At 75.2% G+C, this 23,241-nt stretch carries 21 protein-coding genes; 12 read left to right on the top strand and 9 right to left on the bottom strand.

Annotated features, from left to right (window positions below; all coding sequences use genetic code 11):
• Positions 1-7: 7 nt before the first annotated feature.
• Entirely contained in the window at positions 8-442 is a 435-nt protein-coding gene (locus ACGF1Z_RS02910; RefSeq protein WP_392999204.1) for a VOC family protein, read from the bottom strand.
• Between the two features lie 129 nt (positions 443-571).
• Here ACGF1Z_RS02910 and ACGF1Z_RS02915 point away from each other — a divergent pair, with 129 nt between their 5' ends.
• The 3 genes from ACGF1Z_RS02915 (at position 572) to ACGF1Z_RS02925 (ending at position 5,729) form a co-directional block, all read left to right on the top strand.
• Entirely contained in the window at positions 572-1,348 is a 777-nt protein-coding gene (locus tag ACGF1Z_RS02915; protein ID WP_392999206.1) for an NPP1 family protein, read from the top strand.
• Between the two features lie 134 nt (positions 1,349-1,482).
• A complete protein-coding gene (locus ACGF1Z_RS02920) occupies positions 1,483-4,779 on the top strand; it encodes a BTAD domain-containing putative transcriptional regulator (RefSeq protein ID WP_392999208.1) in 3,297 nt (1,098 codons plus the stop codon).
• Positions 4,780-5,039: 260 nt separating this feature from the next.
• Entirely contained in the window at positions 5,040-5,729 is a 690-nt protein-coding gene (locus ACGF1Z_RS02925; RefSeq protein WP_392999210.1) for a YoaK family protein, read from the top strand.
• A gap of 215 nt (positions 5,730-5,944) precedes the next feature.
• Here ACGF1Z_RS02925 and ACGF1Z_RS02930 read toward each other — a convergent pair whose 3' ends face one another.
• The 3 genes from ACGF1Z_RS02930 to ACGF1Z_RS02940 form a co-directional block, all read right to left on the bottom strand.
• Complete coding sequence (locus ACGF1Z_RS02930; protein ID WP_393000288.1) at positions 5,945-6,883, bottom strand: MerR family transcriptional regulator; 939 nt, start codon at positions 6,881-6,883, stop codon at positions 5,945-5,947.
• 2 nt (positions 6,884-6,885) lie between these two features.
• A complete protein-coding gene (locus ACGF1Z_RS02935; RefSeq protein ID WP_392999213.1) occupies positions 6,886-7,704 on the bottom strand; it encodes an NAD-dependent epimerase/dehydratase family protein in 819 nt (272 codons plus the stop codon).
• 130 nt (positions 7,705-7,834) lie between these two features.
• Positions 7,835-8,311 (bottom strand): hypothetical protein, encoded by a 477-nt coding sequence (locus tag ACGF1Z_RS02940; protein WP_392999215.1) that lies wholly within the window; start codon positions 8,309-8,311, stop codon positions 7,835-7,837.
• 309 nt (positions 8,312-8,620) lie between these two features.
• On the opposite strand from ACGF1Z_RS02940, the gene ACGF1Z_RS02945 reads away from it, so the two are divergent.
• Positions 8,621-10,144, top strand: a complete 1,524-nt coding sequence (locus ACGF1Z_RS02945; RefSeq protein WP_392999217.1) for a dienelactone hydrolase family protein — start codon at positions 8,621-8,623, stop codon at positions 10,142-10,144.
• Between the two features lie 395 nt (positions 10,145-10,539).
• Here ACGF1Z_RS02945 and ACGF1Z_RS02950 read toward each other — a convergent pair whose 3' ends face one another.
• Positions 10,540-11,205 carry a Tat pathway signal sequence domain protein gene (locus ACGF1Z_RS02950; RefSeq protein WP_392999219.1) on the bottom strand — a complete coding sequence of 222 codons (666 nt, stop codon included), beginning with the start codon at positions 11,203-11,205 and terminating at the stop codon, positions 10,540-10,542.
• Positions 11,206-11,648: 443 nt separating this feature from the next.
• Between ACGF1Z_RS02950 and ACGF1Z_RS02955 the strand changes: the two genes are divergently transcribed.
• The 3 genes from ACGF1Z_RS02955 (at position 11,649) to ACGF1Z_RS02965 (ending at position 13,618) form a co-directional block, all read left to right on the top strand.
• Positions 11,649-12,338, top strand: a complete 690-nt coding sequence (locus tag ACGF1Z_RS02955) for a TetR/AcrR family transcriptional regulator (RefSeq protein ID WP_392999221.1) — start codon at positions 11,649-11,651, stop codon at positions 12,336-12,338.
• Between the two features lie 216 nt (positions 12,339-12,554).
• The gene (locus ACGF1Z_RS02960; RefSeq protein WP_392999223.1) at positions 12,555-13,208 is read left to right on the top strand and encodes a DUF6230 family protein; all 654 of its coding nucleotides are present in this window, start codon (positions 12,555-12,557) and stop codon (positions 13,206-13,208) included.
• The gene (locus ACGF1Z_RS02965; RefSeq protein ID WP_392999225.1) at positions 13,208-13,618 is read left to right on the top strand and encodes a DUF6114 domain-containing protein; all 411 of its coding nucleotides are present in this window, start codon (positions 13,208-13,210) and stop codon (positions 13,616-13,618) included. Before ACGF1Z_RS02960 ends, ACGF1Z_RS02965 begins: the two co-directional genes overlap by 1 nt.
• Before the next feature lie 497 nt (positions 13,619-14,115).
• On the opposite strand, the gene ACGF1Z_RS02970 is transcribed toward ACGF1Z_RS02965, so the two are convergent.
• Both ACGF1Z_RS02970 and ACGF1Z_RS02975 read right to left on the bottom strand, forming a co-directional pair.
• On the bottom strand, positions 14,116-15,282 hold the full coding sequence (locus tag ACGF1Z_RS02970; RefSeq protein ID WP_392999227.1) for an alpha-hydroxy-acid oxidizing protein: 1,167 nt from the start codon (positions 15,280-15,282) through the stop codon (positions 14,116-14,118).
• A gap of 104 nt (positions 15,283-15,386) precedes the next feature.
• Positions 15,387-15,968 (bottom strand): Type-2Aa cytolytic delta-endotoxin, encoded by a 582-nt coding sequence (locus tag ACGF1Z_RS02975; RefSeq protein ID WP_392999229.1) that lies wholly within the window; start codon positions 15,966-15,968, stop codon positions 15,387-15,389.
• 574 nt (positions 15,969-16,542) lie between these two features.
• Between ACGF1Z_RS02975 and ACGF1Z_RS02980 the strand changes: the two genes are divergently transcribed.
• From ACGF1Z_RS02980 to ACGF1Z_RS02995, 4 genes are all read left to right on the top strand, one after another.
• Positions 16,543-17,637, top strand: coding sequence for a molybdopterin-dependent oxidoreductase (locus ACGF1Z_RS02980; RefSeq protein ID WP_392999231.1), 1,095 nt, complete (start codon positions 16,543-16,545; stop codon positions 17,635-17,637).
• Positions 17,638-17,698: 61 nt separating this feature from the next.
• Positions 17,699-19,054, top strand: a complete 1,356-nt coding sequence (locus ACGF1Z_RS02985; RefSeq protein ID WP_392999233.1) for a rhodanese-like domain-containing protein — start codon at positions 17,699-17,701, stop codon at positions 19,052-19,054.
• A 736-nt stretch (positions 19,055-19,790) separates the two neighbouring features.
• A complete protein-coding gene (locus tag ACGF1Z_RS02990; protein WP_392999235.1) occupies positions 19,791-20,918 on the top strand; it encodes a YncE family protein in 1,128 nt (375 codons plus the stop codon).
• Between the two features lie 129 nt (positions 20,919-21,047).
• Entirely contained in the window at positions 21,048-21,551 is a 504-nt protein-coding gene (locus ACGF1Z_RS02995) for an NUDIX hydrolase (RefSeq protein WP_392999237.1), read from the top strand.
• A 90-nt stretch (positions 21,552-21,641) separates the two neighbouring features.
• On the opposite strand, the gene ACGF1Z_RS03000 is transcribed toward ACGF1Z_RS02995, so the two are convergent.
• Positions 21,642-22,592, bottom strand: coding sequence for a TolB family protein (locus ACGF1Z_RS03000; protein ID WP_392999239.1), 951 nt, complete (start codon positions 22,590-22,592; stop codon positions 21,642-21,644).
• Positions 22,589-22,807, bottom strand: a complete 219-nt coding sequence (locus tag ACGF1Z_RS03005) for a hypothetical protein (protein WP_392999241.1) — start codon at positions 22,805-22,807, stop codon at positions 22,589-22,591. The genes ACGF1Z_RS03000 and ACGF1Z_RS03005 overlap by 4 nt, the downstream gene beginning before the upstream one ends.
• Between ACGF1Z_RS03005 and ACGF1Z_RS03010 the strand changes: the two genes are divergently transcribed.
• Positions 22,806-23,120, top strand: coding sequence for a helix-turn-helix domain-containing protein (locus ACGF1Z_RS03010; protein WP_392999243.1), 315 nt, complete (start codon positions 22,806-22,808; stop codon positions 23,118-23,120). The genes ACGF1Z_RS03005 and ACGF1Z_RS03010 overlap by 2 nt on opposite strands.
• The last annotated feature ends 121 nt before the right edge of the window (positions 23,121-23,241 follow it).

Genomic DNA, 23,241 nt, shown 5'->3' on the forward strand with positions numbered 1-23,241 from the left:
GCCGGGGTCAGTCGAGGCAGAACTCGTTGCCCTCGACGTCCTGCATGTTCTGGCACGACTCGTTCTCGCCGTCGGCGAGCAGAAGCCGCCCGCGTACGGCGCCGAGCGCGACGAGCCGGCTGCACTCGGCCTCGAGCGCGGCCAGGCGCTCCTCTCCCACGAGTCCGGTGCCGACCCGCACGTCGAGGTGCACCCGGTTCTTGACGACCTTGCCCTCGGGCACGCGCTGGAAGTACATCCGCGGACCCACCCCTATGGGGTCCATACAGACGAACGACGCCCCCTGCCGCTCGGGCGGCAGCGACCGGTCGAACTCGCCCCAGTCGGCGAACCCCTCCGGCGGAGGCGGCACGACGTATCCCAGCACCTCGCACCAGAACCGGGCGACGCGCTCGGGATCCGCGCAGTCGAAGGTGATCTGGATCTGCTTGATCGACGACATCCGGCCACCGTAACAGCGGGGTTCGGCGGCTCACACTTCTATTCCCTCCGCGTTCGGGCGGGCGGCCTTGACGGTCCGTCGGCGGTGCTGCGAGGGTCTGGGCCGCCCCTCACAGCGCAAGGAGTTGACATGCACCTGCTATCAACAGCCCGGGCCCGGCGGTCGGCGTTCGCCACCGTGCTGTGCGCCCTGCTCCTCGTCCTCGGCGCGACGGCCACCGCCCACGCCGCCGTGCTCCCGCCGCTCCCCCAGAACGCCGAAAGCCTCGACCAGACCTTCGCCCCGGCGTACGACTTCGACACCGACGGCTGCTACATGACCGCCGCCATCGGCGCCGACGGCACCCTCAACCCCGGCCTGAAGCTCGGCGGTGACGTCAACGGGCGCTGCCACGACCCCGCCCAGCTCGCCGCCGCCAACAGCTACTCCCGCTCGAAGTGCAACAACGGCTGGTGCGCCGTCATGTACGCCGGCTACTACGAGAAGGACCAGGCGACGCTCGGCCCCCTCGCCCTCGGGCACACCCACGACTGGGAGCACGTGGTGGTGTGGATCAACGCCGGCGAGGTCAAGTACGTGTCGGTGTCGCAGCACAGCGGCTACCAGATCGCCGCGCGCTCGGCCATCCGCTTCGACGGCACCCATCCCAAGATCGTCTACCACAAGGACGGGATCTCCACCCACTGCTACCGCTTCGCCAACGCGACCGACGACCGCATCGAGAACTCGACCGGCGGCTGGTTCTACCCCCGTCTCGTCGGCTGGAACGGCTACCCGGCCGGTCTGCGCGACAAGCTGACGGGCGCGGACTTCGGCTCCGCCACCCTGAAGATCCGCGACTCCGACTTCTCCTCGCACCTGAGCCGTTCCCTGCCGTCCGGCATCCCGTTCGACCCCAACGCCTGACACATCCGCTTTCGGCCGGGGACCGCCTGTTCCGGCCTCATCCGACCTCTGGAGGGTTCCGACAAAGGCCTGGGGCCGGAGGGTGGGGATACTGGTAGGCCCACGGAAGAGAACACAGTGACAGGGAGGGCCGGGTGGAGTTCCGCCTGCTCGGGACGGTGTCCATCGCGGCCGAGGCAGGTGAGCTGCCGCTCGGCCCCGCCAAGCGGCGCAGCGTACTCGCGGCGCTGCTGCTGCGCGCGAACGCGGTGGTACCCGTCGACCGTCTGATCGACACGGTCTGGGAGGAGGACCCGCCCGCCCGCGCCCGGACCGTCGTGCAGGGACACGTCTCGCGCCTGCGGGCGCTGTTCGAGCAGGGCGGGGCCGAGGACTACGGGGTGGAGCTGGCCACCCACTCCCAGGCGTACGAGCTGCGCATGCCCGACCAGCTCCTCGACACCCACCGCTTCGAGGAGCTGGTCCAGCTCGCCGGGCACCAGAGGCACCCGGCGGACGCGGTCCTGATGCTCCGCGAGGCCCTCGCCCTGTGGCGCGGCCCCGCCCTCACGGGCACGGTCGCGAGCGAGTCCCTGCTGGTGGCGGCCCGCGCTCTGGAGGAGACACGGCTGGTCACCGTGGAACAGCTGGCCGCCGCGTACGGACGCCTCGGCGAGCACGCCAAGGCCGCGGCCATCCTCCGCGCGGAGGCCGCCGCGAACCCCCTGCGCGAGTCCCTCGCGGCCACGCTGATCCTGTCGCTCTACCGGGCCGGCCACCAGTCCGACGCCCTGGACTGCTACCACCGCACCCGGTCCCAACTCGCCGACGAACTGGGCGTCGACCCCGGTCCCGCACTGCGCGCCGCGTACGAGGCGGTGCTGCGCGGGCTGCCGTCGGCGGGCCAGGCCGTGCCGTGGCCCGGCGGCGCCGAGCCCGGGCCCTCCGGCCGGTCCGTGCCGGGTGCGGCACCCGGCCACGGGGACGCCCGTCATCTGCCGAGCGCCCCCGGGCGGGCGGACACCGCGCGCGGGCCGGGCGCGGCCGGGGCGCCGGACGCCGTGGGCCACGGGGGCTCCACCGGTGCGGCAGGTGCGCCGGGCTTCCCGGGCCCGGCCGACCCCCACGGCCCCGGCGGCACCCACGGCCCCGGTGGCAGCCTCGTGCACGGCGACGTCCCCGTGCACGGCGGCGCCCACGCCGTGGGCGGCCCGTCCGCCCACGGGTACGAGCCCGCCCAGGGCGGTGCACCCGTCCACAGCAACAGCCACGAGCCGGCCCGCTCCCCTGCCCGAGGCGGCCCCGACCGCCAGGGGGCCGCGCCCCGCCGGGGCGACGCCCCCGCGCCGGCCGGCGCGCCTGGGTACGAGGGCGGCCACGGCCCGGCCTGTGCGCTCGCCGGTGGGGGCGCGCACCCCGGAAACGCCCTCGCCCCCAGCCCCGGGCCGGGCGGCGCGGCTCCCGGCGACGCCCTGCCCTGCTCCTCGCCTTCGGCGACCTCCTCGGGTGAGGCCGGAGCCGCTGCACCCTGGGGAGCCCCGGCCACCGCCGCCCCGGCCTTTCCCGTCCCCGACCTCCTCCCCCGCACTCCCCGCGGCTTCCTCGGCCGCGACCGGGAGCTCGACGCGCTCGACGCCGCCGTGGACTCCGCACGGGTGGCGCTGGTCACCGGCCCCGCCGGGGTCGGGAAGACCGCGCTCGCCTTGCACTGGGCCCACCGGCGGGCCGGGGACTTCCCGGACGGAGTGCTCTACGCGGACCTGCGCGGGTTCAGCGCGGACGACGGCATCGAAGCGGCCGACGTGCTGCGGGAGTTCCTGCCGGCGCTCGGCGTGCCGCCGCGCGGGGTGCCGGAGTCGGCGACGGCAGCCGCAGCGCTGTACCGCTCGCTCACCGAGGACCGGGCGCTGCTGGTCGTCCTGGACAACGTGCGCAGTGCCGACCGCGCCAGGCCGCTGCTGCCCGCCGGAGCGCGCAGCGCGACGGTGGTGACCTCACGGCTGCGACTCGGCGGTCTGGTCGTGAGCGAGCTCGCCCGGCCCGTGCCGCTCGGCGTCCTCGGGCTCGACGAGTCGGCGGCGCTGCTCGCGGCGGCGGTCGGTGCCGACCGCGTCGCCGCCGAACCGGACGCCGCCCGCCGGCTCGCCGCCCTGTGCGACGGCCTGCCGCTCGCGCTGCGGGTCACCGCCGCGCAGCTCGCCGCACGGCCGGGCTGGCGGCTCGCCGACCTGGCCGCGGAACTCGCCGACGAGCAGCGCCGCCTCGCCCTGCTCACGGTGGACGGCTCGGAGAGCGCCGACGGTTCGGGGGTGCCGGCGGCGCTGCGCCTGACCGTGCAGGGGCTGCCGGAGGAGGCCGGCCGGCTCTTCCGGCAGCTGGGTGTGGTCCCCGGCACCGATCTCGACCGCCTGGCGGCAGCAGCGCTGCTCGACCGGACGCCCGCGGTCGCCGCCGAGGCCCTCGACCGGCTCTGCGACGCCCATCTGCTCACGGAGTGGGCGCCGGGCCGGCACTCGCTGCACGATCTCGTACGGCTCTACGCCCGCAGTCTCGACCCCGACGAGGACGCCCTGCTGCGGCTCCTGGACCACTACACCCTGACGGCGATGGCGGCCGCGCGGGCCGCCGAGCCCGACGACCAGCCGTGCTGCGCGCCGCCGCCGCACGCCCGGGTGCCGCGTACCACCCCGTCCTTCGCGGGACGGGACGCCGCGCTGCTCTGGTACGCCTCCGAACGGGACAACCTCGCCGCGGCCGTCACCGCCGCACGGGCCGCCGGACACCACGACCGGGCCTGGCGGCTCGGCATCCTCCAGTGGCCGTACATCCTGTGGAACAGCCACGACGGGTGGGTGCCGCTCCTGGAGGACGCCGTCGACTCGGCCGCCCGCGTCGACGACCCGGACGCCGAGTCACGGGCCAGGGCGCTGCTCGGCTGGCTGCTCACCCAGGACGGCCGGCTCGCCGAGGCCTTGGTGCACCTGCGGCTCGCGCCCACCCTCGCGGCCCGCGCGGGCGAACCGTCCAGCGAGGCGACCGCCCTGGTCAACCTGGCCGTCGCGCTCGACCGGACCGGGGTGACCCCCGAGTCGCTCGACCACACGGCACGCGCCGTCGCGCTCGTCCGCGGCACCGGTGACGTGATGACGGAGGTCCTGGCCCTGGAGCACCGCTCGCGCCAGCTGCTCTCGGCGGGCGACCCGTCCGCCGCCCTCGCCTGCGCCCACGAGGGCCTCGGCCTCGACGGCGACACCGTCAACGGCCTGGTCGGCATCCGCCACAGCATGCTCCAGACCACGGTCGGCGCCGCGCTGCTCGACCTGGGCCGTCCGGCCGACGCGGAGGCGGCTCTCTTCCGGGCCCGCGAACTGGGCCTGGCCCACGGCTATCAGGAGGGCGTACGCCGGGCGGACGCGGAACTCCGCCGACTCCGCGAACCGGCGGACCGCTAAGTCCCGTCGTCACACTCCCGTCGTCGCCCGGGGCAGGCGGGAGTTCGACGACAGGGCCCGGCCCGGGTCCTCGGACCAGGCCGGGGCGGGGAGCGGCCCGCGTCCGTGCGAGGGCGGACCCGGCCGAGGAGCCGCGCCGCGACCGTCGCCCCCGGCGGCCGTCCGGTCGCGGGGGCTGCGTGGCCCTGATCCACTGGGGCCATGACGGACGGAGGACGGCGGCCGTGCGCTGGAGGCGGGGCGCCCTGGAGTGACCGCCGGTGAGCGGGGACGGGCCCTCGGAGGCGCGGGCACGGCGGCTGTTTCCGGGCACCGCGCGATTCGGCGCGCTCCCGGGGCTGCTGATCGTCCTCACCTTCGCGAGCGGGCTGGTCGACGCGGCGAGTTTCCTCGGTCTCGGGCACGTGTTCGTGGCCAACATGACGGGCAACGTGGTCCTCTGCGGCTTCGCCCTGGCCGGCGCGGCCGGGCTGTCGGCGACGGCCTCGCTCACCGCGCTGGGCGCCTTCCTCCTCGGCGCGGCGGCGGGCGGGCGCCTGCGCCGGGGAGCGCGGGGCGTTCCGTTCCGCCCCCTGATCGGCGTGGAGACGGCCCTGCTGGCCGCCGCGCTCGTCGCCCAGCAGACGGGCGCGAGCCGCTACGCCGTGCTCGTCCTGATGGGCGGCGCCATGGGTCTGCAGAACGCCGTCGTGCACCGGCTGGCCGTCCCCGACCTCACGACCACCGTCCTGACCCGGACGCTCACCGGTCTGGCGGCGGACCCCTGGGGCGCTCCCTCCCTGCGCCGGCTCCTGTCCGCCCTGACGCTGTTCCTGGGCGCCCTCACCGGCGCGCTGTTGCTCCTGCACGCGGGGCTCGGGTGGGCGCTTGCCCTGGCCGTCGCGATGCCGGGGCTCGTGGCGACGGCCGGCTTCGCCCACGCGCGGCGCGCCGGTCCCGGACGCTCCTGACCGCGGCGCGAGGGCGAGGCGGGGACGGCGGTCCGCGGCGACAAGGACGGGGGCAGGGCGACAGGGACAGGGCGGCAGGGACAGGGACAAGGACAGCGGCACCCCGCACCGGCAGCGGGAGCAGCGGCAGCGGCAGGGCGGCGGCAGCAGCAGGGGCGGCGGCCCGGAGCTCCTTCGGGCCCCGCCTCTCACGCACCCGTCGTGGCGGCGCGGGGTCACCAGGCCCACCCAGGAGGCGAGTCGGTCCCCGCCGGCCGCCCGAAGTCGGACTTCAGGGCGGCGCACAGCCAGCCGTGGGCGGCCCCCGGGGTGGGGCCGTCCCGCTCGGTCGCCAGCTCTCCGGCGAGCTGCCAGTAGCGGCCGATCAGCGGGTCCGCGCTCGCCGCCATCAGCCGGGCGAGCCTGCGCCGGAAGGCCCGGGTGTCACGGTCGCCGAGCGCGTCCGCGTAGGCGGCGACGAAGCGGTCCAGGGCCTCGCCGTGAGCGGGCGCCCGGCCCGCCCGCAGGTCCGGCGCCGCCAGGTCGTACGCCTCGCCGAGCCCCGGGTACAGCAACCCCGGCCGGTGCTCCGTGTCCGCGAGATGCACGACGGGCGGGGTCGCCCCTGCCACCAGGGCGTGCAGCCGCGCGAAGAGCAGCACCTGAGCGGGCGTCGGATCGGCCGGGGGCTGCGGAACGGCCGCGTCCACCACGGTGGCGGCGACGGCGGCCGGCAGGCGGGCGGGGAGGGTGCGCCGCCAGAAGCGGGCGAGTGCCGTCGTGTCGGGCGGCAGCGAGACGTCGCCGAGCAGCCGCAGCCGCTCGGCGCGCTGCTCCGGCGTGCAGTCGCGCAGCAGCCGCAGCGACGCCTCCCGCCAGCGGAGCGTGGTCAGCCGGCCGCTCACCTCGCGCAGCCGGCGGGCGACGACGTCCTCCAAAGCGTCGTCCTCGTCGAGGATTCGGCCGACGTCGGACACGGGGAGGTCGAGCGTGCGCAGCGACCGGATGAGCCGGAGCCGTTCCAGGGCCTCGGGGCCGTAGCGGCGGTGGCCGCCGCCGCTGCGGGCGGTCTCGGGCAGCAGACCCCGGTCCGAGTAGAAGCGGACGGTCTTGACGGTCACGCCCGCCCGCTCGGCGAGTTCGCCGATGCTCCACCGGCCGCCGTCCCCGGTCACCGTCACGGTCCGGCCCCGGGGTGCGGGAGGTGCGGCAGGGTGCATTCCGGCCGGGCGTACGGGCCGCCCTGGGGCGCCGCCGGATCGGCGGCCAGATCCGCGCCCGGGATGTCCGCGGCGTGGGTCTCGGCGTCGTCGACGGGGACGTAGTCGAGCGCGGCGGGAGCGGGGAGTTCCCAGTAGCGACGGGTGTTCGCGGACACGGCGTACACGGCGGTGAAGCCGGGGACGGGCGGGGCGGCCAGGGCGGCCCGGACGTAGCCGACGGCGTCGCGGTGGCTCAGCCAGGTGGCCAGATGGCGGGTTTCGGTGGGCACCCGCTCGAAGCTGCCGATGCGCAGACAGAGCACGGAGAGGCCGAACTTGTCGGCGTAGAGCCGGCCGAGGGCCTCGACGGCCGCCTTGCTCACCCCGTACAGACCGTCCGGGCGCACCGGCTCGTCCGGGCCGGTGAGATGGCCCACCAGGTGGAAGCCGGTCACCCGGTTGCTGCCCGCCAGCACCACGCGCCGGATGCCGGTGCGGCGGGCCGCCTCCAGGACGTGGTGCGTGCCGAGCACATTGGTGTCGAGCAGTTCGGGAAGCGGTGCCTCGTCCGGCAGGCCGCCCAGGTGGAGCACGGCGTCGGCCCCCGCCAGCGCCGCAGCGACGGCGGTCGCGTCCCGCAGGTCCGCGGCACGGACCTCCTCGTTGGGCGCCGCCGGCCGCAGCGGGACGCGGTCGACCAGGATCAGCCGCTCCGCGTCGGCGCGCAGCGCCTCGCGCAGCACGGAGCCGATGGTCCCCGCCGCGCCCGTCATCGCCACCGTGCCCGGCCCCATGTCGCCGCCCCTTCCTCCCGTACTCCTCCGCGCTCCTGCGCGCCCCCCCGACTCTCGCATGCCGATCACCCGTCGCAGCAAGCCGGTTGACGGGCACGGTCAATCGACGGGGGGCGGAGGCCGGTCATGTTCACCCGCTCAGCCCCACCACGACCCAGCCCCGCCTCGCGGCCTCCGCGAGGATCCGGCCCCAGTCCTCCAGAAGTCGCGCGAACGTGTCCAGGTCGCCGACCCAGCCGCGGGGGTCGGCGGCGTGCTCGTCGAAGGCCGGCCGCAGGGCGGCGATTCCGCCACCCCTGCCGTCTGCCAACTCTCGTCTTGTGGCGCCGAGTTCGCGTACGCGGTCGGGTGAGAGCGCGAGAAGGAGGCCGTGCCTCTCCGCCCCGTCGCCGAAGAGCTCCGGGTCGACGTGTTCCGCCTCGCCGTCGGCCCCGTCCCAGAACAGGCCGCCCAGCAGGACGTCCAGCGGTTCGCGCAGCCGCGCGTCGACGTGGTCGCGGCAGTACTCCCACCGGTTCCCGGCCCAGAAGTGCGCCTTGAACGAGGTGCCGTGGGGGAACTCGTACACGTCGAAGCGGTCGGCGTGCGGTCCCGCGGGTGCTCCCACCCGCTGTCGACGGGCTCCCGGTCGGGGTCCCAGAAGCCCGTCGCGTCGTCGTACCACGTGGTGCGCAGCCGCTCCAGCCGCTCCCCGGCCGGGACTTCCCCCAACCAGGACCCGTCGGCGATCAGCACCGTCATGTCCAGTCCCATGGCGACGAGCGTACGTGCCCTCCCTCGGGTCTCCCGTCCCCTTCTCCCGTCTCTCATGGTGCTCGCGGGCCCCCTCGCTCGTTCCCCGCTTGAACCTCCCCCTGGGGGAGTTCCTACGGTGCCGCCCGTACGCGACGAGGGGTCGCGAGGTGAGGAGAGAGCGATGGCGGTTTTCGTGTTGGTGTCCGGGCCGTTCACCGGCGGCCGGATCTGGCAGGAGGTGGAGGAACGGCTGCGGGAGGCCGGGGCCGAGGCGTACGCGGTGACGCTCTCCGGGATGACGGAGGGGGGTGAGGCACCCGCCGTCGCGGCCGGGGACGTGGATCTGGAGACGCACGTCGAGGACGTGGTGCGGGTGATCGACGGCATCGGGTCCGCCGAGGACGTCGTTCTCGTCGGGCACGACTACGGCATCCATCCGGTGCTCGGCGCCGCCGACCGCCGGCCGGAGCGGTGCGGGCGGGTGGTCTATCTGGACGCCGGCATGCCGAAGGACGGCGACGCGCCCCTCGCGCTCGTACCCGACGCCTCCGTCGCCGAACGGGCCGCAGCGGAGGGGAGCGGGGCGGCCGACGGGGCGGCCGGGTCGGTACCGGCCCCCTCGGGCGCGGAATGGGCACGCTGGGGCAGTACGGCGGGCCTGTCCGCCGAGGACCTGGCGCGGCTCGACCGGCTGGCGGCGCCGCAGCCGTTGCGGACCCTCACCCAGCCCCTGCGTCTCACCGGAGACCCCTTCGACCGGCCGGTGACGGGTGTGCTGTGCACGGCGAACGGTTCCGGGATCGCGATGGCCGAGATGCTCGTCGCGTCCGGTCCGCCCGAGTTCCGTGTGCTCGCCGGTCCGCGGGTCGGGTTCTTCGAACTCGACACCGGGCACTGGCCGATGCTCTCTGCGCCCGGCCCGCTGACCGAGGTGCTGCTGCGGGCCGCGGCCGACGAGGGGCGGCGGCTGACCGCCCCGGACGACTCGCCCTCCGCCCGCCCGGGGACGTTCCTGCTGGACGTGGCGGAGCGCCCGCGCGAACGCCGGGGGACGGTCGACCTGCACCTCCCGGAGGGCGAGGAACCTTCTCCCGCCATCCTGTTCGTGCACGGCGGACCGGTCTCGCCGGACCAGCGGCCCACCCCGCGCGACTCGCCGACCTTCCTCGGCTACGGGCGCTACGTCGCGGGCCTCGGCGCGGTCGGCGCGACGCTCGACCACCGGCTGTACGGGCTCGACGCCTATCCGACGGCGGCCGGGGACCTCGCCGCGGCGGTGGAGCAGGTCCGGGCGGACCCCCGGGTCGACCGCGAGCGGATCGCCCTGTGGTTCCTGTGCGCCGGCTCGCTGCTCGCGGCGGACTGGCTGGCCGCTCCCCCGCCGTGGCTGCGGTGCGTGGCGCTGACCTACCCGCTGCTCGCGGCGCCGGCGGACTGGCGGGGCGTGCCCGAGCGGTTCCGCCCGGTGGACGCGGTGGGGGCGGGCAGCCCGCCGGTCGTCCTGACCCGGGTGGGGCTGGAGCACCCGGTCTTCCAGACCACGGTCGACGCCTTCCTCGTGGCCGCCGAGAAGGCGGGCGCGGAGGTCGACGTCGTCGACGTTCCCCACGCCCACCACGGTTTCGAGACGATCGACCACACCGAGGAGACGCGGGACGCGGTGGCCCGGGCCGCCCGGGCGGTCCTGGCTCACCTGACGGCCTGAGCGGCCCTTACGCGGCCGTGCGCCCCGGCCTTCGGCGGGGCGCACGGCCTCTGGCTGCGCACGCCTCGCGGCGTCCCGCCCGGGCCTCCGCGAGGACCCGGAGCACCGCCGCGGCGATCTCCCGCCGGCCGTCGCGGACATCTGCGCGGGCCTGGACGAGGAGGAGCGCGGCGTGCTCACCGGGCTGCTCGAGCGCGTCGCCGCGCAGCAGGGCCTCGCCCCGGGGCGGGCATCACGGGTTCCGGGGCATGGCGAAGGGGCGGCCCCGGTAGCCCTCCGGCTCCGGAGCCGCCCCGTCCGGGAGCGGCGCACCCTCCCGGACCTCACTCCCCGCGCGGCGTCACGCCCGGTACGGCGTCATTCCCGACGAGGTGTCACCATCCGTGTGCATGCGCTCAGTTGACGAACACCGCCGGGCTGCCCGCCTGGCTGGTGTCGAGCACCGGGCCGTACTTGGCGGTGAAGTAGCCGCTGCCCGGGCAGGTGCCCGGTCCGCTGAACTTGGTGAACAGCTGGTCGGTGAAGGAGAGCGAGTTGTCGGCGTTGTTCGGCGTCGCCGTGAGGCTGCCGGCCCGGTAGACGCAGGTCGTGACACCCAGGATCGTGTTGATCTTGAGGGTCGTCTGGATCGGGCCGGCGGCTCCCGCGGAGACGGTGAGCGAGCCGCCGGAGGTGACCGACGCGGCGAACGGGAGGTTGTTGACGGTGATGCTCTGCACGCCGGTCGCGCCCACGATGTTCGTCGTACAGCTGCTGAGCGTGTGGGCCGTGACCGTCTCGGTGGCGGTGCCGGGCGCCGCGGGGTTGGTGTTGGCCGTGGCGGTGAAGGCGGAGGTGTTGCAGGTGATGCCGGTGCTGCCGCCCGCGGTGGTGGCGATCTTCGCCTTGGTCCCGGTGGCCAGCGCGGCCGAGAGGACGTCACCGGAGGCGACGGCGGTGCCGCCCGCGCTTCCGGTGGTCAGGACGTTGCCGGCCGAGGCGGTCGCGGAGGCGGAGGCGGTCACGGCGAGGACCGCGGCGACGGCGGCGCCTAAGGCAGCGGAGAGAGCACGCTTGTCCATGGGGGTTCCTTTCGCACGATGGCGGAGGGTGAGAGAACTCGATGGCCTGCGTGGGTGGGTGGGCACGCGGGTACGGGCCCGGAGGGGTTCGTCACGAGGGTGCGCGCCGCGCTGGGATCACGCACCGCCCCCGCCCCTGGAGAGCCGCGCGCGGGGGACGGGCACGGGCACTCGGGTGCGGGACGGCGGGTGCGTGGTGACGCGGCTGCGACGGTCGGCGACGCCCACCGCCGGAACGATCCGGCGCCACGGATCTCCTGCGGCGGTGTCGCGATACGGGGTGGAGCGTAATACTCGGTGTGCGGCGCGGTGTGCGGTGGAGGAGCGTCCCGTCCCACGGGGACGCCCCTGCACCGGTCCGCCCGGCGCACCGAGAGGAAAACCCATCAGGGTTGTAATCCTGGCGAGTATGTGACGTCAACAACCGCAGAAGGATGTGGCCGATGACGAGCGTTCGCGGCGCCGAGGAGGAACTGGTCCTGCCGGGAGCCCGCACGGGCCGCGAGCCCGAGCGCTCGCTGCGCCCGGGACCGCGCCGGCTCACCCCCGAGGAGGTGGCCTCCCGGCAGCGGGAACGGCTGCTCGACGGGGTGGCCCGCACGGTCGCGGCGAACGGGTACACGGGGGCGCGGATCAGTGACATCTGCCGGACCGCCGGAGTGACCCGCCCGGTCTTCTACGAGCTGTTCTCCGGCAAGGAGGACGCGGTCCTCGCCGCGTTCCGGGGCGGCACCCAGACGGTCGTCCGGGCCATGCAGCGCTCGTACGACGAGGCGGGCGGCGCGGTCGCGTGGCCGGTCGCCGTGCGGGCCGGGCTGCGGGTGCTGCTCGACCTGCTCGCGCAGAACCCGGCGTTCGCGACGATGGCGGCGGAGATCGGCTCGGTGGGGCCCGCGGGTCGTCAGGCACGGGTCGAACTTCTGGCCGGTTTTCGCCGGTTCTTCGCCGACGCGCCACCGGGCCCGCCGGGGGTGGCGCGGGCGGAGCTGGTGGACACGGTGGTCGGCGCCGTCCACGCGGCGGTCATCCGAGCGGTGGACGAGGGCCGGTTCGAGGACGCCGGCCGGGGCCCGTCCGAGCTGCTGGACGTGCTCGTGCACGTGGTCGTGACCCCCTTCACGACAGCCGGGTGATCCGCCGCACCACCCCACCCGTACCGCCTGAATGATCGTCAACAAGCATTTGTTACTGGGCAGTTGACGACATGTCTCATAGCGCGTACGGTCCTTTTCGGTTCCCTGCGGCACGACTGCCTCCGCACGAGTCCGGGAAGACCCAGGCGGGTTGGGGAACTGTCCGCGCCAGGACGTCGCCGCGCTCCCTTTCTCTCTTCGCGTCAGGAGCACCGCATGGCTCTGTCCTCAGGCACCACCGAGCCCGAGTCCCCCCGCCCGCAGGGCGATTCCGACAGACGCGGCGGGGTGCGATACCGGCGCGCCGCCCTCATGGGCGTGCCCGCCTTCCTCGCCGCCTCCACCCTGGTGGTCCTCACCGCCCAGGGGGCGCTCGCCGCCCAGTTCGCCATCTCCGGCATGCCGTTCACCGTGACCGCGGACAGCCTGCAGGGCACGGGCTTCGGGCAGTTCGGCGCCTTGGACAACATGGCCGAGGGAAGCCCCAACGCGGGCGACACCGGCGGCCAGGTCCTGGTCATCGTGACCGCGATCCGCGAGGCGAAGCTGACCAACCTGTGCCAGAGCGTCGAGCTCGGCGGCACCAACCTGGTCATCACCGCCGGCAACAAGGGCACCCCCGTCAAGGCCTCGGGGCTGACCACGGACTCCACCGAGATCGCGGGCAAGCTGGCCGCGTTCGACAACATCGAGATCGGCGGGGACGCCAGCACCTTCGAGAAGCCGCCGATCAAGGGCCCGCTGGGCTCCTTCGGACAGCAGGCGGACACCGTCGACATCAAGGACGTCCGGCAGAACAACTACGCCACGACCGCCACCCGGTTCACCCTGCCCGACCTGCACATGGGCTTCAGCTCGAAGGGCTGCTGATGGCGGACGCGTCCGGCCGCCGGCACCCCTGGCGGGCGTTCCGGCGCTGGCGCCACCGGCGCCCGTTCGGAGCGGGTGTCGCCCTGGCGCTCGGCGGCGTGGAGATCCTGCTGACCCAGCGGGCCAGCGTCTCGGTGATCCTCACGGCCGGGGCCGACAGCCTGGCGGGGTACGTGCTGCCGATGATCATGGTGGTGTGCGGGCTGCTGATCGTGCTCAACCCCCGCCAGCGCCTGTTCTACTCGGTGATCGGGGTGCTCGCCTCGCTCGCGAGCTGGGTGACCTCGAACCTGGGCGGGTTCTTCGTCGGCATGCTGCTGGGCCTGGTCGGCAGCTCGCTGGCCTTCGGCTGGCTGCCCGACCGCCCCCGGCGCCGCCACCGACTGCGCCGGGAACGCCGCACCGCTTAGCGCCTGCCGCGAAACCGGGGCGGCGACGCGCTGCCGCCGACGACGGTTCGCCGCACGAGGGCGAGGGCCCCGGCACATGCCGGGGCTCACGGACGAGGTCGGTGAGAAGCCGGGCGGCGCTCCGCCGGATCCGGGACGGACCGGGGCCGGCTTCCGACGCGGGGCCTACGCTTCGTGACCGACCGTGACGACGATCTTGCCGACCTGGGCGCCGCCCTCCGTAGCGGTGCGCCTCGGCGAGCCGGTCCAGCGGGAAGGTGCGGTCGACGACGGGCCGGATGTCCCCGGACCGCAGCCCGGAGGAGACGAACGCCGCGGCGCGCCGCAGCCGGTCGGGGTCGCGGGTGGTCTCGAACAGCGTGTCCTCCCGGCACCTTGTCCGAAACCCGGGCCCGGCCCGGACGGGCGCCGGCAGGGGCCGTCCGCCCGCGGCCGGGCCTCGCCGCCCGACCCGGTCCTGTCCGGGTACTCGTCGCCCCGTACCGCGTTCCGCGCCCTCAGAGCCTGCGCAGGGCCCCCTCGGCCCGGAGGTCCGCGAGGGTCGGGTAGCCGTCGACCGCCATGACGAGATCGGTCTCGGCGAGCAGCGAGCGCAGCACGTGCACGATGCCGTCGGCGCCGCCGAGGGCAAGGCCGTAGGCGTACGGGCGGCCGACGGCGACCGCGGTGGCGCCGAGGGCGAGGGCCTTGACCACGTCCGCGCCGGTGCGGACGCCCGAGTCGAAGAGCACGGGCAGCCCGTCGGCGGCCGCCACGACGTCCGGAAGGGCGTCGAGGGCGGGCAGGCCGCCGTTCGCCTGGCGGCCGCCGTGGTTGGAGCAGTAGACGCCGTCCACCCCGCCGTCCCTGGCCCGGCGCACGTCCTCGGGGTGGCAGATGCCCTTGAGGAGGAGCGGCAGCCTGGTGAGCGAGCGCAGCCAAGGCAGATCGTCCCAGGTCAGGGGATTGCCGAAGATGCCGGTCCACTCCAGGACGGCGGCCTGCGGATCCTCCTCGGGCGCTTTGGCGAGACGCGCCCGGAACACCGGGTCCGAGGTGTAGTTGGCGAGGCAGTGACCGCGCAGCTGCGGGAAGTTGGCGGTGGCGAGGTCGCGGGGGCGCCAGCCGGTGACCCAGGTGTCGAGGGTGACGACGATGCCGCGGAAGCCGGCCGCCTCCGCGCGCCGCACGAGGCTCTCGGCGAGGGCGCGGTCGGTCGGCGTGTAGAGCTGGAAGAAGCCGGGGGTGTCGCCGAACTCGGCGGCCACCTGCTCCATCGGGTCCGCGGTGAGGGTGGACGCGATCATCGGCACCCCGGTGCGGGCCGCGGCGCGGGCGGTGGCGAGGTCGCCGTGGCCGTCCTGGGCGCACAGGCCGATGACGCCGACGGGCGCCATGAGCAGGGGGCTGGGCAGCCGCAGACCGAACAGGTCCACGGACAGGTCGCGTTGGGCGGCTCCGACCATCATGCGGGGCACCAGACCCCAGTGCCGGAAGGCCTCGGCATTGGCGCGCTGGGTGTGTTCGTCACCCGCGCCGCCGGCGACGTAGGACCAGAGGGAGGCCGGAAGCGCGGCCTCGGCCCGCTGTTCGAGCTCGGCGAAGGTCATCGGCAGCTTCGGCAGGGTGCCGAACAGCCCGTTGAGGTAGATCTCGTTCTGGTAGTCGCCGAACCGCTGGTTCATCGCGTGCTTCGCCTTTCCGCCGGGCTACGGTTGCCGACGGACGCTACCGCTCGGTACGGGTGCGAGGCCATGGCCCGGGACGGCGGGCCGTGACGAGGCGGGGATCACGCGGGGGCGTGCGTGAGCTCCTGGCGGACGACGATCGCGTTGAGGCGGATCGCGAACGGGGCGATGTCGGTCATCCGCAGCGCGCCGACGCGGGCCTTGTCGAGGCCGACGGTGACGTCGATGCAGAAGGCGACGGCGTACAGGTAGGCGCCGGTCTCCTCGTCCTGGAGCGCGAAGAAGACGTCGCGGTAGTAGCGGGTGCGGTCGGCGCCCACCTCGTAGTACGAGAGCCCGGGCCGGCCCTCCTGGTCGGCGAGACCGGTGAAGGCGCTCACCAGTTCGCGTTCGATGGTGTCCCAGAACGAGGCCTCCGCGGCCTCGGGCGGCAGGGCCTGACGCACCGCCTCCTTGAGGGAGAGCACCATGACCAGGACCGGGGCCTCCTCCTGCAGCCCCCAGCCGCGGACCATCTTCACGATGTCACCGCCGGGCAGCGCGGCGGCGGCCTCGCGGATGTGGTCGAAGTCGTAGTTGACGGTGGCCGGCGCGATGGCCGTCTGGAAGGCGTGACCGAGGGCCTCCGCCTGGGCGCGGTGGGCGGGGCCCACCTCGATGACCGTCTTGAAACTGGCGGCCAAGACTCCTCCTTAAACATTCTGTTGATCAAGGAGGGGTCAGTATGCCGCAGGTACGGGCGTGCGGAGGCGGCAGGTCCGGCAGCCGGACGGCGGCGAGCGGGCCGCCGTACGGGCGGGGGTAGGGGCGGGAGCGAGCGGGGCCGCTGACGGATAGCGGCGGGAGCGAGCCGGGCCGCCGTCGGGACAGAGACGGGAGCGAGCCGGGCCGGCGTACGGGCACGGGCGGGAGAACGCGTCGCCGGAGGGGGTCACGGCGGGAGCATCACGGACATCCCGCACGCGAGGGGGGCGGGGGCGGCCCGGACGCACGACAGTCCCCGGCACTCCTCGCCCGGCTCCCGGGTCGTCGGTCGTCGCCGACGGCCCGGTCACCGCGAGGATCTGCCGGGGGCCTGGCCAGAGCCGAGATCGGGTCACGCGGGCCTTCGGACGTCTCCGTCGGCGGGTGCGGCTCTTTCCGGTTGTCCGGTGTAAAGACGAGTCTCCTCCCCATTCGACGCATGTCAAGGGCTTTGTACATGTATAGGGTGATTGCTGAGAAACATGGCAATTCCCGGCGTAGCCTGGAGAGATCATGTGCGCCTCCGTACTCCCCCGCGGGCCGGGCGCCACCGCCTGGTCCCCCGAGACGGTGACGGCCGAGCCGTACAACGCGCAGACACCGTCGGCCGCCCTGGCCGCACCGGTCACACCCGTCGGTGCCCTCTTCGTACGCGACCACTTCGCCGTCCCGCACCTCCCGCCGGGCGCGTGGCGGCTGCGGGTCGAGGGCGCCGTGCGCACCCCGTACTCCCTCGACCACGCCGAGCTGGCCGCCCTCCCGCACCGGGAGCTCGACGTGGTCCTCGAATGCGCGGGCAACGGACGCACCAGGATGCGTCCGCAGCCGCGCGGACTGCCCTGGGAGCAGCGGGCGGTGGGCTGCGTGCGCGTCGCCGGCGTGCCGTTCCGGCTGGTCGCGGAGCGGGCCGGGGTGGCGCCGGGGGCGGTCGAGTTCGTCTTCACCGGTGCCGACTCCGGGACCGTACGGGGCAGGCCGACCGCGTTCGAGCGAAGCCTGCCGCTCGACGTCGCGCTCCACCCGGACACGCTGCTCGCCACCCGGCTCGACGGTGCGCCGCTCACCCCCGAACACGGCGCGCCCGTACGCCTCGTGGTCCCCGGCCGCTTCGCGGTGGCCGACGTCAAGTGGCTCGCGGGGGTGCGCGCGGTCACCGAGCCGTTCGAGGGGCCGTTCCAGACCGAGGAGTACGTGTACGTGGACGCCGACGGCACCGCGGGCGGGCCCGTCGCCGGGCTGCGGGTCAAGTCGCTGATCACCTCTCCCGAGCAGGACGACGACCTGCGGCGCGGCCGGGAGACCGTGCTGCGGGGGCACGCCTGGACGGGCGACGGGGAGGCGGTGCGACGGGTCGAGGTGCGGACCGTGCACGAGGACGAACCGGACGCGGAGGCCGACCCGTGGCGGGACGCGGTCCTGGCGGAGCCCTCGGGGCCGTACGCCTGGACGGACTGGTCCGTCGCCTGGACCCCGAGCGCCCCCGGCCGCTACCGGATCCTGGCGCGGGCGACCGACGCGCGCGGCGAGGTCCAGCCACCGCGCGCCCCGTGGAACGCCGGCGGCTACGGCTGCAACCCGGTCGCGGCGGTCGAGGTGGTCGTGGTGTGAGGCGCAGGGGAAGCGGCGGGGCGCGGGAAGACGGGAAGGGCAAGGCCGGGAGGTGCGGCACGTGCACGAGATCGAGGTCATGACCACCGCGTCGCTCGGCGACACCAGCTATCTCCTCGTCAGCGGGGACGAGGCCGCCCTCGTCGATCCGCAGCGGGACAGCTGGGAGGTGATGGCACGGTGCGCCGAGGCCGGGGTGCGCATCCGGTACGCCCTGGAGACCCACGTCCACAACGACTACGTCTCCGGCGCCCTGGAGGTGCGGGCCGCGACGGGTGCCATCGTGGCCGGTCCCGCCCGCGCGCCGTACGCCTTCGACCACTTGGCGCTCGCCGAGGACGACGAGATCACCGTCGGGGACGTCACGCTGCGAGCGATGGAGACCCCCGGCCACACCGCCGAGCACACGGCGTACCTCGTCCTCGACGCCCCCGGGGGCCCGCCCGCCGCCGTCTTCACCGGCGGCAGCCTGCTCGTCGGCGGCGCGGGCCGCACCGACCTCTCCGGCGCCGCGCACACCGAGGAGCTGGCCCGTGCGCAGTACCGCTCGCTGCACCGGCTCACGCGCCTTCCGGACGCCACGCGCGTGCTGCCGACGCACGGTGCGGGCAGCTCCTGCGCGGCCGGTCCGGTGGCGCGGGGACGCGACCGTACGACGACGGTCGGCGACGAACGCCGCGCCAACCCGGCCCTGACGCCGCGCGACGAGGCCTCGTACATCGCGGCACGCGCCACGGACCTGCCGCCGTACCCCGCGTACTACCGCCACATGGCGCCGCTCAACCGCGCAGGTCCCGCCGTCCTCGGCGGCGTGCCGACGGCCCGCCGGCTGTCGCCCGCGACGGTCGCGGGACTCGCCGGCGAGGGTGCGCAGATCCTCGACGGGCGCGGCCGTGCGGCCTTCGCTGCGGGGCACGTGCCGGGAGCGCTCTGCGAGGAACTGGACGAACGCTTCGCGAGCCTGGTCGCCGAGGTCGTCCCTTTCGGCACCCGCATCGTCCTGGTCCTGCCCGCCCCGGAGGACTCCTTCGAGGCCGAGGCCCTGGTCCAACTGCTGCGCATCGGCTACGAGAACGTCGCCGGCGTCCTCGCGGGCGGAACGGAGGCGTGGGCGGCGGCCGGGCGGCCTCTGCGCTCCTTCCGCACCGCCGACGCCGCGGAGCTGGCCGCGCGGCTCGACGAGGTGCGGGCCCTCGACGTGCGCCCGTCCCGCCCGGACGGGGGCGTCCCCGGCACCTCGGCCATCCCCCTCGCCGACCTGCCCGCCCGCGTCGGCGCGCTGCCCCGCGACCGCGAGATCTGGACCTTCTGCGACACGGGGCGCCGGGCGACGATCGCGGCGAGCCTGCTCGACCGGGCGGGCATCCCGGTCCGAGCGGTCACCCACGGCGGCGCCGCCACCCTCCCCCACCCCTGACCCCCACGCGCCTCGCCCGCCCCCACGCGGGCCCCGCCCCTCCGCACGCGCCTCGCCCACCCCCGCGCGGGCCCCGCCCCTCCGCACGCGCCTAGCCCACCCCCGCAGGACCCCTGCTCCCCCCACACGCACCTCACCCGCGCCGCGCGCGCTTCGCGCCCCACCCCGTGTGGGCAATCGTCCCGCCGGGGCGGGACGGGTGGGCACACGGGACCGCGCCTCGGCGGCGCGCTCCGCCCCCACGCAGTCCCCGCGCCTGCGCACGCGCCTCGCCCGCACCCGCGCGCGCAACCCCGCCCCCGGACGTGCGCACCTCACCCGCGCCGCCCGCTTCGCGCCCCACCCCGTGTGGGCAATCGTCCCGCCGGGGCGGGACGGGTGGGCACACGGGACCGCGCCTCGGCGGCGCGCTCCGCCCCCGGACCCCGCACCCCGCACGACGCCGCACCTTCCGTGCGCCTTCCCGTACGCCCGGGGCCGGAGAGGAACCCCTGCCCCACCGCGGACGGGCGACCGGCCCGCCGACACCCGCACCGCGTGCCCGCGGGGCGCGGCGCTCAGGCCCCGGAGGGGCGGCGCGCCCGGGCGCGGGCGGGCGGCAGAGGAGGGGGGCGGGGTCGGCCGATCGGTTGACCCCGGAGCCGTGGGGGCGGACGGAGCATGGGAGGTGGAGGCGGCGTCGGAGGCCGGCCCGCCCTCCACGACCGTCCCCCACCCGTCACCGGGAGCCCCGCCGATGAACCGAACCCGCGCCCTCACCGTGCTCGCAGCCGCCACCGTCCTGCTCGCGGGCTGCGCCCAGGGCGGCGCGACCCGCGCCGAGTCGGCGGAGAGGCCGCCGGTCACGGCGTCCGCGGCGCCGACCGCCCCGCCGTCCCCCGCCGGCCGCACCTCCGAGGGCACGCTGCTCGTCACCGACTTCGGCTCCGACACCGTGACGTTCGTCGACCCGGCCCGGGGCCCGATCGCGTCCGTCGAGGTCGGGACCGCCCCGTACGGCCTCGTCGTCGGTGCCGACGGCCGGGCCTGGGTCGCCACGGCCGAGGGCGTGGCGGTGGTCGACACCGAGACGCGTACGCGTCTCGCGCTCGTCCCGTACCGGACGGCCACCGGCCCGGTGACCACCGGCGAGTACCGCGGCGGCGGCATGGGCGTCGCGCTCTCCCCGGACGGGCGCCGGGTCTACGTGGGCGTCAACGTGCCCGGCGGCAACGGCGCCCTGGAGGTGATCGACACGAAGGACCTCCGCGTCACCGACCGGGTGCCGGTGGGCCGGCGCCCGTTCGACGTGGACGTCGCGCGCGACGGCTCCGAGGCGTACGCGACGAACCACGACTCCTTCGACGTGACCGTGGTCCGCGCCGACAGCCTGAGCACCCGCCGGATCGAGGTGGCCCCGTACGGCAGGGAGGGCGGACTCGGTTCCTGGCTGAAGCCTCACTACACGGCCGTCTCGCCCACCGACGGACGGCTGCTGCTGCCGTTCGAGGGCGAACGCCTCGTGGTGGTCGACCCGCGCACGGGGCGCCGGGAGATCCGCCCGATGACCGCGAACACCCACCAGCACGGGGTCACCGTCACCGCCGACGGCACGCTCCTGACGGTCGGGACGGGGCCGATCGACCCGGACACCGACCGGGGGCCGTCGCTGACCGTGCGGAAGCCGGACGGCACCGAGCGCGTGATCCCGCTGGACGGCCCGCACGAGAACGTGGCCGTGTCCGCCGACGGCCGGACCGCATACGTCACGGGCGGATTCACCCGCGACGGCTACTGGGACGGTCTGACGGTCGTCGACCTCGCCGACGGTTCGGCCCACCGCCTGCCGGCCGGCTCCCGCCCGCTGGCCATCGCGGTCCTCTAGGAAACGCACCGCCCGCCCTCCGCCTGGGCCCCGGCCCCCGGCGCCTCGCCGCGCACCTTCGCGCGCCACCCCGCCGTCGGCCTCATGGTGTTGGCTGGTGTCGGCACCCGGCCCGTAGGAGGAGACGCCATGACCGCACCCCAGTCCGCGCACCGCAATGCCCAGCGACCCGCCGCCCAGGCCTCCCTGGGCGCCGGTGTGGTGGTGACCGACGACGACGGTCGGGTGCTGCTCGGTCTGCACCCTTCGGGCGTGTGGGAGCTGCCCGGCGGGAAGGTCGATCCGGGCGAGTCCATCGAGCAGGCGGCGGTGCGCGAACTCGCCGAGGAGACCACGCTCGTGGCCGACGCGGCCGACGTGTCGGTGATCGGCCTGTCGCTCGACACGCAGGCGTCCACGGAGCTGACCCGGCTGACGGCGGCGACGGTGGTCCACGCGCACACCGGATCCCCGGCCGTCGCCGAGCCCGACAAGATCGAGCGCTGGGAGTGGTTCGCGCCCGACGACCTGCCCCAGGCCCTCTTCGTCCCCTCGGCGCAGGTCCTGAGGTTCTGGCGCCCCGGGCTCCCGCTTCCCGAGGCGGCGTCCCACCGCTACCCCGTCGTCCCGCAGGGCCTGCCCCTCGCCCACTAGGACTTGTCCGGCCGGTCATGCGACCACTTCGTCCGCACCCCGTCGATGTGGACAGGGGGCGGGGAGTGGTGACGGATGCCAAGTGGGGGATCAGCGTGGGCCGGTGGTGATGGTCGGGGAGCTTCCTTCCGCCAGTCGGACGGGCTTCCCGGTGCCGTCCGCCGGTACGGCGTAGACGAAGGGCCTGCCGTGCTCCGCTCTGGCGTAGGCGACAGTGGTGTCGTCGAGCCAGGCGGCCTGGTCGTCGACGCCGGCGGGGGCGACGAGTGGGGTGTCGCGGCCTGTCCGCAGGTCCAGGACGTGGAGCCGCCAGTCGGCGCCGACCCTCTTCTTGTAGGCGATGCGGGTCTCGTCAGGTGAGAGTGACGGACATTCCACGTTGGCGCGCAGGGCGGTGAGGCTGCGGCGGGAGAGATCTCCGCGCATGAGCTGCGTGCGGCCGTTCACGGACATGGTCGCGTAGAAGGTGCGGTCGTCGGCGGCGAAGGTGATGCCCCAGAAGTTCCGGCCCTCGGCCGGTACGGGCTCGTCGGCCGTGACGGTGAAGTCCTCGAGGGAGCCGTAGTGGTGCCCGTCGCGCAGGTCGTAGATGCCGGCGGTGGTGGAGAACCGGCCGGACGCGGCGTAGGAGTCCCCGGAGCGGAAGACCGTCCAGGCGACGAGGTGGCCCGAGGGGGAGACCCGGGCTCTGCTGGGCTTGCCCCAGGCGGGCAGGGTGACCTCGGGTTCGGTCGCGTCCTGGCGGTAGACGCGTACCTCGGACGAGAACGGGCCGGGAAGGCCGTGCAGGCACACCAGGGTGCCGGCGGCGACGGCGGCGCGGCGGCATTCGGGGCCGGTGCCGAGGTCCTCGCCCTGCCGGGTCCTTTGGTGGACCCGGGTGTTCCGGGCGTCGACGACGACGAGGGTGCCCGGTCGGGCGAGTCGCAGGGGCCGGGCGTCGGATGGCGCCACGCCTGCCTTGAGGGCGATGCCGGCCGCGGCCGAGCCGAGCAGGGCGATGATGAGGGCGGTGGCGCTCGCGGTGCGCAGGGATTTCATGCTTCCTTCCCCGGTCGGTGGATCAGGCGGGCGGCGGCGACGGCGGCCGCGGTGGTGCAGCCGAAGACGGCGAAGGCCGTGCCGGGGCCGCCGTGGGCGGCGAGGGCGCCGAAGGCGAGGGCGCCGAGAGCCCGGGCGAGGGTCTGCGCGGTCTGGACGACGGCCAGTCCGGTCGTGCGGGACGTCTGGGGCAGGAGGGGTGCGATGTGGGCCATGAGGACGCCGTCGGCCTACCTGCTGATGGTCCATCCCTCGAGCCTGCTGTCGGCGCTCACCGGACTGTTCGAGACCTCATGGCGTGCGGCCCTGCCGATGCACCTGAGCGACCACGTGCCGTACGGCCTGCAGCCGACACACCGTCGCATCCTGGAGCTGCTGTCCGCGGGCGTCACCGACGAGACCATCGCCGAGCTCCTCGGCATCAGCCGCCGTACCCTCTCCCGCCACGTCGAGACCATCAACACCCGCGCCGGGTCGGTGACGCGCTTCCAGATGGCTCTCTACGCGGCGCGCAACGGCTGGATCTGACGCGCCCTCGCCGCAGCCGAGCGCGGCGGCGGGCGTGATCCCGTCGGATGTCCCGCGGGCGATGTACGGCGGCGGGTGCGACCCGCCCTTGCCGACCGGCCGGCGCCGGCCGCTTCCGACA

The organism is Streptomyces sp. NPDC048018 (genome assembly GCF_043202995.1).
Classification (GTDB): Bacteria; Actinomycetota; Actinomycetes; order Streptomycetales; family Streptomycetaceae; genus Streptomyces.

Excerpts from the sequence above, each read along its gene's own strand:
- ACGF1Z_RS03010 (WP_392999243.1), top strand. The coding sequence starts at position 22,806 with ATGAGGACGCCGTCGGCCTACCTGCTGATGGTCCATCCCTCGAGCCTG.
- ACGF1Z_RS02910 (WP_392999204.1), bottom strand. The coding sequence starts at position 442 with ATGTCGTCGATCAAGCAGATCCAGATCACCTTCGACTGCGCGGATCCC.
- ACGF1Z_RS02915 (WP_392999206.1), top strand. The coding sequence starts at position 572 with ATGCACCTGCTATCAACAGCCCGGGCCCGGCGGTCGGCGTTCGCCACC.
- ACGF1Z_RS02990 (WP_392999235.1), top strand. The coding sequence starts at position 19,791 with ATGAACCGAACCCGCGCCCTCACCGTGCTCGCAGCCGCCACCGTCCTG.
- ACGF1Z_RS02950 (WP_392999219.1), bottom strand. The coding sequence starts at position 11,205 with ATGGACAAGCGTGCTCTCTCCGCTGCCTTAGGCGCCGCCGTCGCCGCG.
- ACGF1Z_RS02965 (WP_392999225.1), top strand. The coding sequence starts at position 13,208 with ATGGCGGACGCGTCCGGCCGCCGGCACCCCTGGCGGGCGTTCCGGCGC.
- ACGF1Z_RS02980 (WP_392999231.1), top strand. The coding sequence starts at position 16,543 with ATGTGCGCCTCCGTACTCCCCCGCGGGCCGGGCGCCACCGCCTGGTCC.
- ACGF1Z_RS02955 (WP_392999221.1), top strand. The coding sequence starts at position 11,649 with ATGACGAGCGTTCGCGGCGCCGAGGAGGAACTGGTCCTGCCGGGAGCC.
- ACGF1Z_RS02995 (WP_392999237.1), top strand. The coding sequence starts at position 21,048 with ATGACCGCACCCCAGTCCGCGCACCGCAATGCCCAGCGACCCGCCGCC.
- ACGF1Z_RS03000 (WP_392999239.1), bottom strand. The coding sequence starts at position 22,592 with ATGAAATCCCTGCGCACCGCGAGCGCCACCGCCCTCATCATCGCCCTG.
- ACGF1Z_RS02970 (WP_392999227.1), bottom strand. The coding sequence starts at position 15,282 with ATGAACCAGCGGTTCGGCGACTACCAGAACGAGATCTACCTCAACGGG.
- ACGF1Z_RS02960 (WP_392999223.1), top strand. The coding sequence starts at position 12,555 with ATGGCTCTGTCCTCAGGCACCACCGAGCCCGAGTCCCCCCGCCCGCAG.
- ACGF1Z_RS03005 (WP_392999241.1), bottom strand. The coding sequence starts at position 22,807 with ATGGCCCACATCGCACCCCTCCTGCCCCAGACGTCCCGCACGACCGGA.
- ACGF1Z_RS02945 (WP_392999217.1), top strand. The coding sequence starts at position 8,621 with ATGGCGGTTTTCGTGTTGGTGTCCGGGCCGTTCACCGGCGGCCGGATC.
- ACGF1Z_RS02935 (WP_392999213.1), bottom strand. The coding sequence starts at position 7,704 with ATGGGGCCGGGCACGGTGGCGATGACGGGCGCGGCGGGGACCATCGGC.